Here is a 17231-nt window from a genome sequence, read left to right as displayed (position 1 = left end):
GTTCTGGTTACCTGTCGAATCGGTGGAGTCTCGCGGCGCCGCTCAGGCGTCGCTGGCCGGCTTGGCCAACGCCATCACGGTATGCATGTCCTTGTCGCCCCGTCCCGAGAGGTTGACCAGAACGATCTGGTCACGGCTCAGTGTGGGCGCAAGCTTGCACGCATAAGCGAGCGCGTGGCTCGACTCCAGTGCGGGAATGATGCCCTCGATCCGGCAGCAGTCATGGAATGCCCTGAGGGCTTCGGTATCGGTGATACCCACGTATTCAGCGCGATGGATGTCGTGCAACCACGCATGCTCGGGGCCGACACCCGGATAGTCGAGACCGGCCGAGATCGAATGCGTCTCGGTGATCTGACCATTGGCGTCTTGCAGCAGATACGTGCGGTTGCCGTGCAGCACGCCGGGCGTACCACCGATGATCGACGCCGCGTGACGGCCGGTTTCGATGCCGTCGCCCGCCGCTTCCACGCCCACGAGCTTCACTTCGGGCAGATCGATATACGGATAGAAGATGCCCATGGCATTGGAGCCACCGCCCACGCAGGCGAGCACGTAATCCGGCTGACGGCCGGCGAGCTCAGGCATCTGCACCTTGCATTCGTCGCCGATCACGCGCTGGAAGTCGCGCACGAGCATCGGGTACGGGTGCGGACCGGCCACGGTGCCGATGATGTAGAACGTGCTTTCGACGTTCGTCACCCAGTCGCGCATGGCTTCGTTGAGCGCATCTTTGAGCGTCTTCGAACCCGATTCGACGGGCACGACGGTCGCACCGAGCAACTGCATGCGATAGACGTTGGCGGCCTGACGCTTAACGTCTTCCGCGCCCATGTAGACGACGCATTCCATACCGAAACGCGCCGCGATGGTTGCGGTGGCCACGCCGTGCTGACCAGCACCGGTCTCGGCAATGACGCGGCGCTTGCCCATACGGCGGGCGAGCAGCGCCTGCCCGATCACGTTGTTCACCTTGTGCGCGCCGGTGTGGTTCAGGTCTTCGCGCTTCAGATAGACCTGTGCACCGCCCAGTTCGCTGCTCCAGCGCTTGGCGTGATAAATCGGCGACGGACGGCCGACGTAGTGCTTCAGTTCGTAATTGAATTCTTCGAGAAAGGCGGGATCGTGCTGGTATTTGGCGTAAGCCTCACGCAGCTCGTCGAGCGCGTGAATCAGCGTCTCGGCAACAAAAACACCGCCATATTGGCCAAAGTGGCCACGGGCATCGGGCAAATCGTACATGGTCGTCACTCTTCGCAGTAACCGGGTGTGCAGCCCCTTGCGGGCGCCCCGGCAGGTTGCTATTCGGCGTCGGCAGCGCGCACTGCGCGCACGAACGCCGTCATTCGGGCGGGATCTTTCACGCCCCGTGACGCCTCAACACCGCTCGACACGTCGACGGCGTACGGCGTCACTTGGCGGATTGCCTCAGCAACGTTGTGTGCGTTCAAGCCACCACTCAAAACGGCCCGACGCGCGATGTCTTTTGGAATAAGTGACCAATCGAAAACCTTTCCCCCGCCCCCGTAGCCCTCAACGAGGGCATCCAGCAAAATACCTTGCGCGGCGGCGTATGCGTTTGCGAATTGTAGCAAATCGCTACTGTCTTTCGTCTCCGGGCCAATACGCATGGCACGCGTGTACGGACGGTGCCCTGCGGCAGCCGCCAACGCGGCGCAGACTTCGGGCGTTTCGTCGCCGTGGAACTGCAACGTGGTCAGCGGCACGGCCTCGACGGTACGCGCGATGTCATCGGCCGTAGCGTTGACGAACAACCCCACCACGCTGACATACGGCGGTACCCGGCGGGCCAGTTCGGCAGCGCGCGCGAGATCGACGTAGCGCGGGCTGGGCGGGTAAAACACGAGGCCAATGGCATCGACGCCGAGCGCGACCGCGTGGTCGACGTCCGTCGGCTGCGAGAGGCCGCAAATCTTGATTCGGGTGCGAGTCGTCATGAAGGGGTTCCGTCTTGTGCCCACGGCATCGGGAACGGCCACGCCGCCCAGTTGGGCTCGGGCACTGCGAAGCGCTCAGGATACCCCACGCGTGCGAGATACAAGCCATCGGGCATGAAGGTCGGCGCGGCCTGACGGCGGTCGCGGCTCTCCAGCACGGCAGCCATCCAGTCCGCCGACTGCCGCCCCCGGCCGATCGCGACCAGACAGCCCATGATGTTGCGCACCATGTGATGCAGGAACGCGCTCGCGCGGAAGCGGAACACGAAGAAGTTGCCCTGCTGTTCGATATCGATCGCGTACAGATGCTTCACTGGCGTCTTGGCCTGACATTCGGACGAGCGAAACGCCGAGAAATCGTGTTCGCCGACCAGCGCCTGACCGGCGGTGCGCATGGCATCGAGATCGAGCGGCGTGTGCAGCCACCCGCAACGGCCTTCGAGCAACGGCGAGCGCACCGGATGCACGTAGAGCACGTAAAAATACGTGCGCTCGAACGCGATGAAGCGCGCGTGAAAGTCGTCGGGCATCGCCTGGGCCCATTGCACGGCCACGGTCTTCGGCAGAAACGCGTTCACGCCGCGCACCCACGAGAACATCGCCCGGTCGAGTTCGGTGTCGAAATGCACCACCTGTCCGATGCCGTGCACGCCCGTATCGGTGCGTCCGGCCACGGTGGTCGGCAGCGCGACGCCGCCGAATTCGCGCAACGCGGATTCAAGCGCCTGCTGCACGGTGTTGCCGTGCGGCTGCGATTGCCAGCCGGAAAACGCCGTGCCGTCGTAGTGGATGCCCAGTGCGATTCGCATATCTGATGCGCGCCCAACGGCACGCCTGCGGTAAAAGAAAAACGGGCGCCCAACCTACGAGCGCCCGAAACTACGGTCAACCTGTGGTGTGTTCGCCGCTCGCTGTCGGCGTCACTGTGTTGCTATGTCTTTGCGGACGATCAGGAGATTCGGCGGTGTTCAGCCTCGCGCCTGACGTCGATTTTCACGCCGTTTTCGTCACTTTCCGAGTTCTGCCAGACGGCTGCGTGCCACCGACTGTTGTGCCTCGTCGCCACCCGCGATGACTTCTTCGAGCAACTCGCGTGCGCCGTCGTCGTCGCCAATCGTCTGATACGCCGCCGCCAGTTCGAGCTTGGTGTGGAACTCGTCAGGCACCGCCAGATCGGCCAGTTGCGGCGCGATGGGGCTGGACGCTGCGGGTGCAGGCTCGGCCGGGGCCGGCGCAGGTGCCGCTGGCTCCGGAGGCGGCGCAACGGCAGGCACGGCCGGCGACTGCGACGGGGCCGCCGCTTCTGCCACGTCTTCCGCGACCGCGTGTGCCCAAGTCTGAGCGGACGGCGTCGCGTGCGGCGCATAGCCCGTCGACGGGGCCGGTTGGGCGAAAGCGTCGTGCTCGACCAGCGCCTCGTCGCCCGTGGCTGCCGGCAACGTCGGCGCGCTCACGAAGGCAGGTGCGATGGTCGTGGCGGAGGCGTCGTCACCCTTCAAGTCCAGACTGAAGTCCGACAGATCGAACGACATCGGCTTGAGCGACGGCGCTTCGTGCGCACTGTCGGTATAGCTGCGCGGCGATTCGGCGGCGGCCTTGAGGGCTGCGTCGAAATCGGCGTCGCTCAGTTCCCCGTCATCGGAATCGAAATCGCCCTGATCGCCGGACGGCGCGTGGATATGGGCTTCACCCGCCTGCGGCGCCATCGTGAACTGCACGGAACTGCCGTTGGAGAGCGACGGCAATGCTCCGCTGGCAATCGTGCCAACGTGTGCCGGCTGCCCCGGCAAGCCGAGATCGAGATCGCCCAGCATGCCTGCCACGCCGTTTTGCGGCTCGACGACCGGCTCGGCGGTATGGGCCGAGGCTGCGGCAACGCCACCGACAGCGGCGGCAGCACCGAGGGCTTCCAGCGCCGACAGACTCGCTGCGGCCGGATCGTCGTGCGGCGTCTGCGCCACCGGCACCTCGCCTGCTTGCTCGGCGAAAGCGTCGTCCCAGTTGATTTCCGGCTCGCTGGCGGCGTCCGCGACGGGTTCCTCGGCAACGTCATGTGCCGGGGCTGCCAGCGGCGTAGCGAAGGCCTCAGGGGTGTCGGCGAGTGTCTCGTGCGCCTGATCGGCCAGTTCGTCCGTCAGGTGTTCCTGTTCGGCGTCCCATTCGCCCGGCAGCGCTGCGCCGGCGGCCGTCGCATCTGGATGTTCCGCTTCCAGCGCGGCAATACCTTCGCCTTCCGTCGGCTCGGCCGGTTCAGTCGGCTCGGCGGGTTCCGCCCAAGTGTCGTCGGCGCTCGGATGCAGATGCTCGTCGGCTTCGGCCTGATGGGCGGCGTACATGGCGGCGGCGCCAGCAGCACCTGTGGCCACCGCTGCGCCCGTCACCACGCCTGCCACCGTCGAACCGCCTTGCGACAGTTGCGGCTCGACGCCCTGCGGGCCGTCATGAGGCGCGCGGCCATCGCTACCGTCACGGCCGTCGCGGCCATCGTCGTACGGACCGTCCTGTCCCACCGGCGGCTCGGCGCGACGGCGGCGCATCAGCCACCAAAGGCCCATCAGCACCACCAAAACGCCTGCGCCCGGCAGTACGTATGGATTGTCGCGCACGGCGCGCCAGTTCATCGAAGCGTTCGGCGCCGGCTTGGTTTCCGCAGTCGCCGCGCTGGCCGCCTGCGTCGCGGAGGCGGCCGCCTCGCTCGCCACCACGGCTTGCGCCGCAGCATCCGAAGCACTGGCTGCCGCAGTCGCGGCCGAGGCACCCTCCGCCGCAGCGCCCGACGCGTTGGCGTCATTGGCCGCCGTCGCCGTGGCATTGCCAGCATTGGCCGCACTGGCCGCATTAGCGGCATTAGCGGCATTAGCGGCGTTAGCGGCGTTCGCAGCATTCGCTGCGGGCTTTGCGTCCTTGGCGGTCGCGTTGGCGGCGTCCTTACCCTTGACGGTATTCGCTGACTTGTCTTGTGCAGTCGCCCCGGAAGCGGCGGCGGCCTGCTCCTCCAGATTGGCGACAGCCTGATTCTTCATCGCCAACAGCTTCTGGAGATCTGCTACGTTCTTCTGCAACTCATTCACCCTGCCCTGAGCCTCGGTCTGCGCCTTGCCCTGAGCGATTTGTTCTTCCTCGCCGTTGCCGGTCTTGCCGGCTCCGCGCCCCTTACCGGGTCGCGACAGCTTCAATTCATCACGCGCGGCGGGGGCGGCGGCTTCCGGCGCCTTGCCCGCTTCAATCGCACCCTGCGCACTGCGGCCATTGGCCGGTGCTGCCTGCTGTGCCGTCGATTCGGCCAGCCGCGCGCGATACGCATCAAACTGTTCCCGCGCCGCCGACACGAACTTGCGTGCCTGCGTGGGCGGGACTTCCTGCACTTGTGCATCGGACGGGCGCGCAAGCGTCGCCCCCTGACGCAAACGGTTCGGGTCGTTGCCGATGAACGCCGAACGATTCGATTCGAACAGCGCCGTCATCATCTGCGCGAGCGTGGTACCGCCCTCACCGCCCGTGAATTCGCGGGCAATCGACGACAGCGAGTCGCCCCGCTCCACCGTGCGCGCGCCATCAGCCGACGGGTTCGAGGCAGCCGCCGCCGGTCGGGCGTTGGTTGCATTGCCCGGGCGAGTGGCTTGGTTCGGTGGGGTCGATGCGTTCGATGCGTTCGATTCGTTCGATTGACCTGACGCGCTCCCCTGCGCCGGCAAACTCGCGGCGGCATTCGGCGCTGCACTGGCAGCCGCAGCCGCCGGCACAACGGCCTGCGGTTGCGCAGCACTGGCTTCGGGAATGGCCGAGAGCGTCACGGCATTGGACTGTCGTCCGGTGCGCCACTCGAGCACGAGCAACAAATCGAGGAACGACGTGCTGATCGGCTCGGCCGAATCGACATGGACGAGATACGTGCCGCTATAGCCCGCCTCGCGACCGCCCGTCGGAGAGACGGAGACGGAGATCTTCTCGAGCGTCGGGTCGTAGCGCAGTCCGGCTTGCCGGAACGCGTCGCGCCCGGCGAGCTTGACGGACAGCCCGTCGGCCTCGGCCTGCGAAACATTGCCCAGCACGATCACCGCACGCAGCGGTTGCCCGGCAGCGGAGCGCACTTGTTGCGGGCCGAACTCGGCCGCACCGGCATTGAGAAGCCCGAGGCTCCACAAGACGGCCGCCGCCGCAGTCAGTCGAAACGAGTTGCGGGACGAGTTCCGGGACGAGTTTGCGCGCTTGCCGATCGAGTATTTCCGCACTGTGTCTTGTCAAGCCTGTCAGTCGATTGTTCTCACTGGCCGCCCCGCGAGTTGCAGGGGGCGCCTCCCAAAGCGCGGACGGCGGCCACGCGGGCCGCCGTTCTTCACGCCTTACCGATGCACTGTAACGCTCAAGCGTCCAGCAGGATCCGCAGCATACGACGCAGCGGTTCTGCCGCACCCCACAGGAGCTGATCGCCCACCGTGAACGCCGACAGATACTCCGGACCCATCGACATCTTGCGCAGGCGGCCCACCGGAATCGACATCGTGCCGGTCACAGCAGCAGGCGTCAAATCCTTCATCGACGCCTCGCGCGTGTTCGGCACAACCTTCACCCAGTCGTTCGCCTGACCGATGATGTCGGTCAGTTCATCTAACGGCACATCCTTCGTAAGCTTGATGGTCAGTGCCTGACTATGGCAACGCATCGCACCGATACGCACGCACAGCCCGTCCACCGGAATGGCACGCGTGCCCGGGAAACCGTCACCCAGACCCAGAATCTTGTTGGTCTCGGCACCGCCCTTCCATTCTTCCTTCGACTGGCCGTTGCCCAGATCCTTGTCGATCCACGGAATCAGGTTGCCGCCCAGCGGCACGCCGAATTGCTTGGTCTCGTCAGCCGTCAGTGCGTGCTGCTTGGCCAGCACCTTGCGGTCGATTTCGAGAATCGCCGAGTGCGGGTCGTCGAGCAGCGCCTTGACTTCGGCGTTGATCGTGCCGAACTGCGTCAGCAGCTCGCGCATGTGTTGCGCACCGCCGCCCGAGGCTGCCTGATACGTCATCGACGTCAGCCAGTCGACCAGACCGTGCTGGAACAGACCACCCAAGCCCATCAGCATGCAGCTGACCGTACAGTTGCCGCCGACGAAGTTCTTGGTGCCCTTGGTCAGCGCATTCTTGATCACGTCGAGATTGACCGGATCGAGCACGATGATGGCATCGTCCTTCATACGCAGCGTCGAAGCCGCGTCGATCCAGTAGCCGTTCCAGCCCGCTGCGCGCAGCTTCGGGAAAATCTCTGTTGTGTAGTCACCGCCCTGGCAGGTAATGATGATGTCGCATTTTTTCAGCTCGTTGACATCATTGGCGTCTTTCAGCGAAGTCTCATTCTTCGCCATCGACGGGGCTTTGCCGCCCGCGTTGCTGGTGCTGAAAAACACCGGCTCGATCAAGGCGAAGTCGTTCTCCTGCTGCATGCGCTGCATCAGCACCGAACCGACCATGCCCCGCCAACCTACCAGACCTACGGTTTTCATTTATCCACTCTCTTATCGTTGCAATTGCGCTGAGGGGCGTCTCCCGACGCCCCGTCAACGTTACAGCGCGGCAACCACCGCCGCACCCATTTCGCGCGTACCGACCTTGGTCGCGCCTTCCTGCCAGATATCGGGCGTGCGCAACCCCTGCGCCAGCACCTTCTTCACTGCGCTCTCCACGCGATCGGCCTGTTCGGCGCGACCCAGCGTGTAACGCAGCATCATGGCCGCCGACAGAATCGTTGCCAACGGATTGGCCACGCCCTTGCCGGCGATGTCGGGTGCCGAACCGTGCGACGGCTCGTACAACCCCTTGTTATTGGCATCCAGCGACGCCGACGGCAGCATGCCGATCGAACCCGTGAGCATCGCGGCCTCGTCCGACAGGATATCGCCGAACATGTTACCCGTCACCACCACGTCGAAGTTCTTCGGCGCTTTCACGAGTTGCATCGCGGCGTTGTCGACGTACATGTGCGACAACTCGACGTCCGGATACTGCTTGGCCACCTCGATCATCGTGTCGCGCCACAGCTGCGACGTCTCGAGCACATTGGCCTTGTCGACCGAGCACAGACGCTTGTCGCGCTTGGCCGCTGCCTGAAACGCCACGTGGGCGATGCGCTCCACTTCGGGCACGCTATAGCGCATGGTATCAAAACCTTCGCGCGCGCCTTCGAAAGCGCCATCCGGCGACTGGCGGAAGCCCTTCGGCTGACCGAAGTAGATGTCGCCGTTCAGCTCGCGGATGATCAGGATATCGAGGCCTGCCACGATTTCCGGCTTCAGGCTCGATGCGTCGGCCAGTTCCTTATACAGAATGGCCGGACGGAAGTTGGCGAACAGCTGCAAATGCTTGCGCAGGCCCAGAATCGCCTGCTCGGGGCGCAGCGCGCGCTCCAACGAATCATACTTCCAGTCGCCCACGGCGCCAAACAGGATGGCATCCGCTTCCTTGGCCAGCTTGAGCGTGGCGTCGGGCAGCGGGTGTCCCGATGCCTCGTAACCGGCGCCGCCGACGGGTGCCTCTTCGAGTTCGAACGTCTCGCCAAGCGCATTGAGCACCTTGACGGCTTCTTTCACGATTTCCGGACCAATGCCGTCACCCGGCAACACTGCGATTTTCATGCGTTTCTCCTATGGGGTACGCGGGGCTCAGCCCGGCAGACGCGTCGAGAGCCACGGCTGCTTGGCAAGCCGCTCCGCTTCATACGCGCGAATCTTGTCGGCGTGACGCAGCGTCAGACCGATATCGTCGAAACCGTTCAGCAGGCAGTACTTGCGGAACGGCGCGATGTCGAACTCGTACGCGCGGCCGTCGGCCGTGATCACCGCCTGCTTTTCGAGGTCGATCGTCAACTGATAGCCCGGGAACGCAGCGGTCTCGTTGAACAGATGGTCGACCTGCAACTCGGACAACGCGATCGGCAGCAGCCCGTTCTTGTAGCAGTTATTGAAGAAGATGTCGGCGAAGCTCGGGGCAATCACGGCGCGAAAACCGTATTGCTGCAACGCCCACGGCGCGTGCTCGCGCGAGCTGCCGCAACCGAAATTCTTACGGGAAAGCAGCACCGTCGAATTTTGGAAGCGCGGCTGGTTCAGCACGAAATTCGGGTTGAGCGGACGCGTGCTGCAATCCTGCCCGGGCTGACCCACGTCGAGATAGCGCCATTCGTCGAACAGGTTCGGGCCGAAACCCGTGCGCTTGATCGACTTCAGGAATTGCTTGGGGATGATCGCGTCGGTGTCGACGTTCTCACGATCGAGCGGTGCCACCAACCCCGTATGGACGGTAAATTTTTCCATCACAAACCACCTGATCAAAACAGTTCGGCTGTGGTGTGATCCTTCGCCCTCTGGCGCAGGCCACCCCAACCGGGAATCTCAAAGGCGCATGTCGTGAGACCGGTGAGACCGGCTTCGTCACGACACCCGCCGTCGCATCACTTCTTCGCCGCGTTTTCGAGCGCCGAGCCGGCAGCCTGCGTATCTTTGCCGAGGCCGGCCATCGTATTGCAGCCCGTCACGCCCAGTAGCAGCACCGCACCGATCAGCATCCACAGTTTCTTCATGGTTTTGTCTCTTTAAAAGAAATTGTCAAACGACGGATAAATCGATGCTTGGCGCTCAAACCAAGCGGCGCACGTCGACGAAATGACCTTCGATGGCAGCGGCTGCCGCCATGGCCGGGCTCACGAGGTGCGTACGGCCACCTGCGCCCTGACGGCCTTCGAAGTTGCGGTTCGAGGTCGAGGCACAGCGCTCACCCGGCTCCAGACGGTCGGCATTCATCGCCAGACACATCGAGCAACCCGGCTCGCGCCATTCGAAGCCGGCGGCCTTGAAGACCTGATCCAGCCCTTCCTGCTCGGCTTGATGCTTCACCAGACCCGAGCCCGGCACGACCATCGCCAGACGCACGTTCGAGGCCACACGGCGGCCCAGCTTCTTGACCACATAGGCGGCAGCGCGAATATCTTCGATGCGCGAGTTGGTGCACGAACCGATGAACACCTTGTCGACGTTGATGCTCGACATCGGCGTATCCGGCGTGAGCGCCATGTACTCGAGCGCGCGCTCCATGGCGCTGCGCTTGACCGGGTCTTTTTCCTTCTCGGGATCCGGCACGCGATCGTCGATGCTGACCACCATTTCCGGCGACGTGCCCCAGCTCACTTGCGGGCGCAGGTCGGCGGCGTTGATCTCGACGACGTGGTCGAACTTCGCGCCCGCGTCGGTGTGGAACGTGCGCCAGTAGGCTTCGGCCTGCTGGAATTCCACGCCGCTCGGCGAGAACGGACGGCCCTTCACGTAGTTGATCGTGGTGTCGTCCACGGCGACCAGACCGGCGCGCGCGCCCGCTTCGATCGCCATGTTGCACACGGTCATGCGGCCTTCCATCGTCAGCGAGCGAATGGCCGAACCGGCGAATTCGATCGTGTAGCCGGTGCCGCCTGCGGTACCGATCTTGCCGATGACGGCCAGCACGATGTCCTTGGCCGAGCAGCCGCGCGGCAGCGCGCCTTCGACCTTCACGAGCATGTTCTTGCTCTTCTTCATGAGCAGCGTCTGCGTGGCGAGCGTGTGCTCGACTTCCGACGTGCCGATGCCGAAGGCCAGCGCGCCGAACGCGCCGTGCGTCGACGTGTGCGAGTCGCCGCACACGACCGTCATGCCGGGCAGCGTGGCGCCCTGCTCAGGGCCGATCACGTGCACGATTCCCTGACGGAGATCGTTCATCTTGAATTGGGTGATGCCGAAGCTGTCGCAGTTGGTGTCGAGCGTATCGACTTGCAGACGCGAAATCGGGTCGGCAATGCCTTGCGTGCGGTCCGTGGTCGGCACGTTGTGGTCCGACACCGCGAGGTTCGCGGACAGACGCCAGACCGGACGCTGCGCGAGTTTTAGCCCCTCGAACGCCTGCGGACTGGTCACCTCGTGCAGCAGGTGACGGTCGATGTAGAGCACCGTAGTGCCATCGTCCTCGGTATGCACGACATGTGCATCCCACAATTTGTCATACAGCGTCTGGGCCATGATAAAAACGCGGGGCTAAATATTGTTCTGGGAACAGATTTCGTTCTGGGAACTTTTGATTATGCCATAGCGCTTTCGCGCCGGCGGAATACAAAATCCCCGGGAAACCGGGCGGTAAACGCACGATCAACCGGGGATTTGTGCGAATCACGGCAGCGTGTGCCGTGGATTCGAATATAGCGCAACGAGGGCTCGTTGCGGGCCGCACCGCCTTGCCGTTTCGGCAAGGTTGCGGTGCCGGCACGGCAAGCGGGGGCCGTGCCGGAGGCCTCGACGCGCTTAGCGCTTGTCGATGGCCACGACTTCGCGCGGCGTGTGGCCGATGAACAGCTGACGCGGACGGCCGATCTTCTGATCCGGCTCGCCGATCATCTCGTTCCACTGCGCGATCCAGCCCACGGTACGGGCCAGCGCGAAGATGCAGGTGAACATCGACGTCGGGATACCCAGTGCGCGTTGAACGATGCCCGAGTAGAAGTCGACGTTCGGGTACAGCTTGCGCGACACGAAGTATTCGTCTTCCAGAGCAATCTTCTCGAGCTGCATGGCCAGCTTGAACAGCGGATCGTCGTGCAGGCCCAGTTCGTTGAGCACTTCGTAGCACGTTTCGCGCATCAGCTTGGCACGCGGATCGTAGTTCTTGTACACGCGGTGACCGAAGCCCATCAGCTTCACGCCCGAGTTCTTGTCCTTCACTTGCTTGATGAACTCAGGAATCTTTTCCGGCGAACCGATCTGCTCGAGCATGTTCAGCGCGGCTTCGTTCGCACCACCGTGCGCCGGGCCCCACAGACAGGCGATACCCGCAGCGATACAGGCGAACGGGTTGGCGCCCGACGAACCGGCCAGACGCACGGTCGAGGTCGAAGCGTTCTGTTCGTGATCGGCGTGCAGAATCAGGATACGGTCGAGGGCGCGCACCAGCACGTCGTTGACCTTGTACTCTTCGCACGGGTTGGCGAACATCATGCGCATGAAGTTCGCGCTGTACGACAGGTCGTTGCTCGGGTACACGAACGGCTGACCGATGCTGTACTTGTACGCCATGGCGACGAGCGTCGGCAGCTTGGCGATCAGACGAATCGCCGAGACTTCACGGTGATTCGGATTATTGATGTCCAGCGAGTCGTGGTAGAACGCCGACAGGGCGCCGACCGAGCCGGTCAGCACAGCCATCGGGTGTGCGTCGCGACGGAAGCCACGGAAGAAGAAATTCATCTGCTCGTGAACCATCGTGTGACGGGTCACGGTGTCGACGAACTCGGCCTTTTGCTGCGCGTTCGGCAGTTCGCCCTTGAGCAGCAGGTACGAGGTCTCGAGGAAGTCGCAGTTGGTGGCCAACTGTTCGATCGGGTAGCCGCGGTACAGCAGCTCGCCCTTGTCGCCATCGATGTAAGTGATGGCGGAATTGCACGACGCCGTCGACATGAAGCCCGGGTCATACGTGAATTTGCCGGTCTGGCCGTACAGCTTGCGGATGTCGATCACATCCGGACCCATCGTACCCTTGTAAATCGGCAGCTCTACGCTGGGCGATTCATCAGAGAAAGATAGGGTGGCTTTAACATCAGACGGAGTCATATCGCTTCCTCAAAAAAATACTTAAACCCCTACACGGCACGCAAAAGCGCCAGCAGGCGCTGCACGTCCGGCCCGTCCAGATCCGCCTCGGGCTCTTTACGCGCTAGCAGCAGATCCATCAAATCGTTGTCGCTCAAATCGAGCAGCCTGGTCAGGGCGCCGACGTCCTCATCGGTCATCGAGGCTTCGTACTTGGCGAAGAACCGCTCGAGGATGAGGTCGTTTTCCAGCAAGCCGCGACGTGCCCGCCAACGCAGGCGGGCACGCTTGACCGGATCAGACTGGTGAGTAGTGTCCGGCATGATCTGTGATTAGACGGCGCGACGCACCATCAACTCCTTGATCTTGCCAATGGCCTTCGTCGGGTTCAGACCCTTCGGGCACACGTCCACGCAGTTCATGATGGTGTGGCAGCGGAACAGTCGGTACGGATCTTCCAGGTTGTCCAGACGCTCGCTCGTCGCCGTATCGCGGCTGTCCGCGATGAAGCGATAGGCTTGCAGCAGGCCAGCCGGGCCGACGAACTTATCCGGGTTCCACCAGAAGCTCGGGCACGAGGTCGAGCACGATGCGCAAAGAATACACTCGTACAGACCATCCAGCTCATCACGCTGTTCGGGCGACTGAAGGCGCTCCTTCTCCGGTGCCGGCTCGGGATTGATCAGGTACGGCTTGATCGAGTGGTACTGGTTGAAGAAGTGCGTCATGTCGACGATCAGGTCGCGAATGACGGGCAGGCCCGGCAGCGGCTTCAGCACGATCTTGTTCGGCAGATCCTTCATGTTGGTCAGGCAGGCCAGACCATTCTTGCCGTTGATGTTCATCGCGTCCGAACCGCACACGCCTTCACGGCACGAGCGGCGGAAGGCGATGCCTTCATCGATCTTCTTGAGCTTGACCAGCGCGTCCAGCAGCATGCGTTCATGACCGTCGAGTTCGACCTCGTAGGTCTGCATGTACGGTGCGGCGTCCTTGTCCGGATCGTAACGGTAGACTTCAAAAATACGTTTCATGATCTTGCGAATCCCTTAGAACGTCCGCGCCTTGGGCGGAACCGAGTCGACGGTCAGCGGCTTGAGTTGCACCGGCTTGTAATCCAGACGATTACCTTCGCTGAAGAACAGCGAGTGGCGCATCCAGTTGGCGTCGTCGCGCTCCGGATAATCGCTGTGCGCGTGTGCGCCACGGCTTTCCTTGCGGGCTTCGGCTGCGATCATGGTGGCCTTGGCCACTTCGATCAGGTTGTCGACTTCCAGCGCTTCCATACGCGCCGTGTTGAACACCTTCGACTTGTCCTTCAGGTGGACGTGCGACACGCGCTCGGCCACTTGCAGAATCTCGCCCACACCTTCCTTGAGCAGGTCGGCGGTACGGAACACGCCAGCGTGCTTTTGCATGGTGGCGCGGATGTCGTTGGCGACGTCCTGGGCATACTCGCCCGAGCTCGACCCTTCGAGGCGGCCCAGACGTGCCAGCGCGTTCTCGCCGGCGTCGGCGGGCAGCGGCTTGTGGTCGCCGTGGTTCTTCACGAAGTCGACGATGTGGTTACCGGCCGCACGGCCGAACACCACGAGGTCGAGCAGCGAGTTCGTGCCCAGACGGTTCGCACCGTGGACCGACACGCACGAGCACTCGCCCACGGCGTAGAAGCCGTTGACCGGCACCGAGGCGCCTTCTTGCTGCACCACGACCTGACCGTGATAGTTCGTCGGGATACCACCCATCTGATAGTGGATGGTCGGCACGACCGGAATCGGTTCCTTGATCGCGTCGACGTTGGCGAACTTCAATGCGATTTCGCGAATCGACGGCAGGCGCTTCATGATCGTCTCGGCACCGATGTGCGAGAGATCGAGCAGCACGTAGTCGCCGTTCGGGCCGCAACCGCGACCTTCCTTGATTTCCTGGTCCATCGAACGCGACACGAAGTCACGCGGCGCCAGATCCTTCAGCGTCGGCGCGTAACGTTCCATGAAACGCTCGCCGTTCGAATTGCGCAGAATACCGCCTTCGCCACGCACACCTTCGGTAATCAGCACACCCGCGCCGGCCACGCCGGTCGGGTGGAATTGCCAGAATTCCATGTCTTCGAGCGGAATGCCGGCACGTGCCGCCATACCCAGACCGTCACCGGTGTTGATGAACGCGTTCGTCGAGGCAGCGTACACACGGCCGGCACCGCCGGTCGCGAACAACGTGCACTTGGCTTCGAGCAGGTAGACTTCGCCGGTTTCGAGTTCCAGCGCCGACACACCGAGGACATCGCCTTCGGAGTTACGGATCAGGTCGAGCGCCATCCACTCCACGAAGAAGTGGGTCTTGGCGGCGACGTTTTGCTGATACAGCGTGTGCAGCAGGGCGTGACCGGTACGGTCGGCGGCCGCGCAAGCGCGCTGGACCGGCTTCTCACCGTAGTTGGCCGTGTGACCGCCGAACGGGCGCTGATAAATCGTGCCATCGGCGTTACGGTCGAACGGCATGCCGAAGTGTTCGAGCTCGTACACGGCGTTCGGTGCCTGACGGCACATGAACTCGATCGCATCTTGGTCGCCGAGCCAGTCGGAGCCCTTGATGGTGTCGTAGAAGTGGTAATGCCAGTTGTCTTCGCTCATGTTGCCGAGCGAAGCGCCAATGCCGCCTTGGGCAGCAACGGTATGCGAACGGGTGGGGAACACCTTGGACAGCACGGCCACCGACAGACCGGCCTTGGCCAGTTGCAGCGACGCACGCATGCCCGAACCACCTGCGCCCACGATGACAACGTCAAAGCGGCGGCGCGGCAGCGAATTTTTAATTGCAGCCATTCTTTACACTCTCCACAGAATCTGCGCGGCGTAACCGGCACAAGCCAGCAGCCAGACGATCGTCAGCGCGTACAGCGCCAGTCGCAAACCGACCGGCTTGACGTAGTCCATCCAGACGTCGCGCACACCGACCCACGCGTGATAGAACAGCGCGAGCAGCGTGACCAGCGTGGCCAGCTTCATCCACTGATGCGCGAAAATGCCGGCCCAGCCTTCGTAGGAGAAATCCTTGGCGGTGAAGAACCACACCAGCAGGATCACGGTGTACACGGCCATGATGACCGCGGTCATGCGCTGCGCAATCCAGTCGCGCAGCCCGTAGTGGGCGCCGACGACCAGGCGCTTGGAACCAATATTGTTCTGTGCCATCTTAGAACGCTCCGAACAGCTTGAGGGCCACGGCCAGCGTCAGCACGAGCGACACGACCACGACGACCACTGCCGAGTTCTTACCGCCTTCCTTGCTCACGGCGTCGTGATTGAAGTCCATGCGCAGGTGGCGCAGGCCAGCACAGAAGTGCTGCAGGAAACCCCACGACAGCGCAAGGATGACGAGCTTGGCAAACCAGTTGGAGGCGATGCTTCGCAGAACGTCGAAGCTGAGTTCCGACGTGAGGCTCTGTTCGAACAAATACAGCGCGAACGGCAACAGAAGGAACAAGATCACACCGCTAATACGGTGCAGGATAGACACGATACCAGCCAGCGGGAGACGGTACGTGACAATCTGTCCGATACCGATATTCCTGTAGACTGGCCGCTCTTTTTTTACCACTTCAGCCATGCTAGACCCCATGTAGTTACATCAGCCCCGGATTTTAGCGCCGTTTCTAGTGCGATGCACCATCACGGTTCCCAATGACCCGGAAATTCCTGCCAACGGCGCACGACACGCCGCCCCTCATGCCTCCAGCCATCAGGTATCTGCCGGCCACGACGCCAACCGATACCCTCGACCGCCCTACCCTCTCAACTTAATTCGTTCTGGTAATGATGTTCCGTGGTGACATACCAGCCCCGGCGCACTTCTACCGGTTTATCCCCGTAAGTGTAGGAGACACGCTCCACACTCAACAGCGGGAAGCCCTTCGGCACCTTCAGCAGATCCGCCGTCGCGTCGTCCGCGGCCACCGCGCGAACTTTTTCCACGGCGCGAATCATGCGCGTGCCGAATTCGGCTTCGAAGAGACCGTACATCGGCCCCTTGTATTCATTGAGTTTTTCTGCCGTGAGGCCACGAAACAGCGTGCCCGGCAGCCAGATTTCGTCGAGCACCGTCGGACGGTCCGAGAAATCCATCATGCGGCGGATCAGAATCACCCCGTCGCCGGCGCGCAGGTCGAGTTGACGCGCAATTTCGGCCGGTGCGCGCATACGGCGGCACTCGATCAGACGGCTGGGCGGATGGTGTTGTTCGCCCGAATCGGGCGCGAGACGCAAAAACCGGAACTGGACACGGTCTTCGTGGTGAGTCGCGACAAACGTGCCCCGCCCCTGACGGCGCACGAGCAGGTTTTCGGCCGCAAGCTCATCGATGGCTTTGCGCACCGTCCCCTGACTGACCTTGTAGCGGCCAGCCAGATCGACTTCACTTGGAATGATTTCGCCGGGCTTCCATTCGCCGGCCTGAAGGCTCTGTGTAATGAGCCCCTTGATCTGCTGGTACAGCGGGCTGAACGTCGGCGACGCACCTGCCGCAGCCACGCCCGACGGGGCTTGGGGTGCCGGTGCGGCGTCACGCGCGCTGTCCGGCCGCTGCTGGGCATCGACAGGCGGCGTGGTGTTGGATGTGTCGCGAACGTTCGCATTCATGGCGGGGATTTGACCACAAATCAAGACCTTCGTCCATCGAATAAC

The 17231-nt window shown here is 63.0% G+C and carries 16 protein-coding genes; all 16 read right to left on the bottom strand.

Annotation, left to right across the window (positions count from 1 at the left end; genetic code table 11):
• Window positions 1-42: 42 nt before the first annotated feature.
• On the bottom strand, window positions 43-1242 hold the full coding sequence (trpB, locus tag PIN31009_RS10530) for a tryptophan synthase subunit beta (RefSeq protein ID WP_150790162.1): 1200 nt from the start codon (window positions 1240-1242) through the stop codon (window positions 43-45).
• Between the two features lie 59 nt (window positions 1243-1301).
• Window positions 1302-1958, bottom strand: a complete 657-nt coding sequence (locus PIN31009_RS10525; protein ID WP_150790161.1) for a phosphoribosylanthranilate isomerase — start codon at window positions 1956-1958, stop codon at window positions 1302-1304.
• Window positions 1955-2767, bottom strand: coding sequence for a tRNA pseudouridine(38-40) synthase TruA (truA, locus tag PIN31009_RS10520; protein ID WP_150684111.1), 813 nt, complete (start codon window positions 2765-2767; stop codon window positions 1955-1957). Before truA ends, PIN31009_RS10525 begins: the two co-directional genes overlap by 4 nt.
• A gap of 198 nt (window positions 2768-2965) precedes the next feature.
• Window positions 2966-6103, bottom strand: coding sequence for a motility hub landmark protein FimV (locus PIN31009_RS10515; RefSeq protein WP_174997084.1), 3138 nt, complete (start codon window positions 6101-6103; stop codon window positions 2966-2968).
• 218 nt (window positions 6104-6321) lie between these two features.
• Window positions 6322-7452 carry an aspartate-semialdehyde dehydrogenase gene (asd, locus tag PIN31009_RS10510; protein ID WP_084656274.1) on the bottom strand — a complete coding sequence of 377 codons (1131 nt, stop codon included), beginning with the start codon at window positions 7450-7452 and terminating at the stop codon, window positions 6322-6324.
• 60 nt (window positions 7453-7512) lie between these two features.
• Window positions 7513-8580 carry a 3-isopropylmalate dehydrogenase gene (gene leuB / locus PIN31009_RS10505; RefSeq protein WP_150790159.1) on the bottom strand — a complete coding sequence of 356 codons (1068 nt, stop codon included), beginning with the start codon at window positions 8578-8580 and terminating at the stop codon, window positions 7513-7515.
• Window positions 8581-8607: 27 nt separating this feature from the next.
• Window positions 8608-9258, bottom strand: coding sequence for a 3-isopropylmalate dehydratase small subunit (gene leuD / locus PIN31009_RS10500; protein WP_150790158.1), 651 nt, complete (start codon window positions 9256-9258; stop codon window positions 8608-8610).
• A 137-nt stretch (window positions 9259-9395) separates the two neighbouring features.
• Window positions 9396-9524, bottom strand: coding sequence for an entericidin A/B family lipoprotein (locus PIN31009_RS10495; protein WP_058379323.1), 129 nt, complete (start codon window positions 9522-9524; stop codon window positions 9396-9398).
• 55 nt (window positions 9525-9579) lie between these two features.
• The gene (gene leuC, locus PIN31009_RS10490; protein ID WP_150790157.1) at window positions 9580-10989 is read right to left on the bottom strand and encodes a 3-isopropylmalate dehydratase large subunit; all 1410 of its coding nucleotides are present in this window, start codon (window positions 10987-10989) and stop codon (window positions 9580-9582) included.
• A gap of 279 nt (window positions 10990-11268) precedes the next feature.
• On the bottom strand, window positions 11269-12570 hold the full coding sequence (gltA, locus tag PIN31009_RS10485) for a citrate synthase (protein ID WP_150684106.1): 1302 nt from the start codon (window positions 12568-12570) through the stop codon (window positions 11269-11271).
• 29 nt (window positions 12571-12599) lie between these two features.
• Window positions 12600-12872, bottom strand: a complete 273-nt coding sequence (locus PIN31009_RS10480) for an FAD assembly factor SdhE (RefSeq protein ID WP_058379326.1) — start codon at window positions 12870-12872, stop codon at window positions 12600-12602.
• A 9-nt stretch (window positions 12873-12881) separates the two neighbouring features.
• On the bottom strand, window positions 12882-13586 hold the full coding sequence (locus PIN31009_RS10475) for a succinate dehydrogenase iron-sulfur subunit (protein WP_064675097.1): 705 nt from the start codon (window positions 13584-13586) through the stop codon (window positions 12882-12884).
• Window positions 13587-13598: 12 nt separating this feature from the next.
• Window positions 13599-15374 carry a succinate dehydrogenase flavoprotein subunit gene (sdhA, locus tag PIN31009_RS10470; protein WP_150684105.1) on the bottom strand — a complete coding sequence of 592 codons (1776 nt, stop codon included), beginning with the start codon at window positions 15372-15374 and terminating at the stop codon, window positions 13599-13601.
• Window positions 15375-15377: 3 nt separating this feature from the next.
• The gene (sdhD, locus tag PIN31009_RS10465) at window positions 15378-15743 is read right to left on the bottom strand and encodes a succinate dehydrogenase, hydrophobic membrane anchor protein (RefSeq protein ID WP_058379329.1); all 366 of its coding nucleotides are present in this window, start codon (window positions 15741-15743) and stop codon (window positions 15378-15380) included.
• Window position 15744: 1 nt separating this feature from the next.
• On the bottom strand, window positions 15745-16158 hold the full coding sequence (sdhC, locus tag PIN31009_RS10460; protein WP_150684104.1) for a succinate dehydrogenase, cytochrome b556 subunit: 414 nt from the start codon (window positions 16156-16158) through the stop codon (window positions 15745-15747).
• A 185-nt stretch (window positions 16159-16343) separates the two neighbouring features.
• The gene (locus tag PIN31009_RS10455; RefSeq protein ID WP_407668851.1) at window positions 16344-17195 is read right to left on the bottom strand and encodes a GntR family transcriptional regulator; all 852 of its coding nucleotides are present in this window, start codon (window positions 17193-17195) and stop codon (window positions 16344-16346) included.
• Between the last annotated feature and the right edge of the window lie 36 nt (window positions 17196-17231).

It is taken from the genome of Pandoraea iniqua (genome assembly GCF_902459685.1).
GTDB lineage: Bacteria > Pseudomonadota > Gammaproteobacteria > Burkholderiales > Burkholderiaceae > Pandoraea > Pandoraea iniqua.
This window is presented reverse-complemented; position numbering and strand designations above follow the sequence as displayed.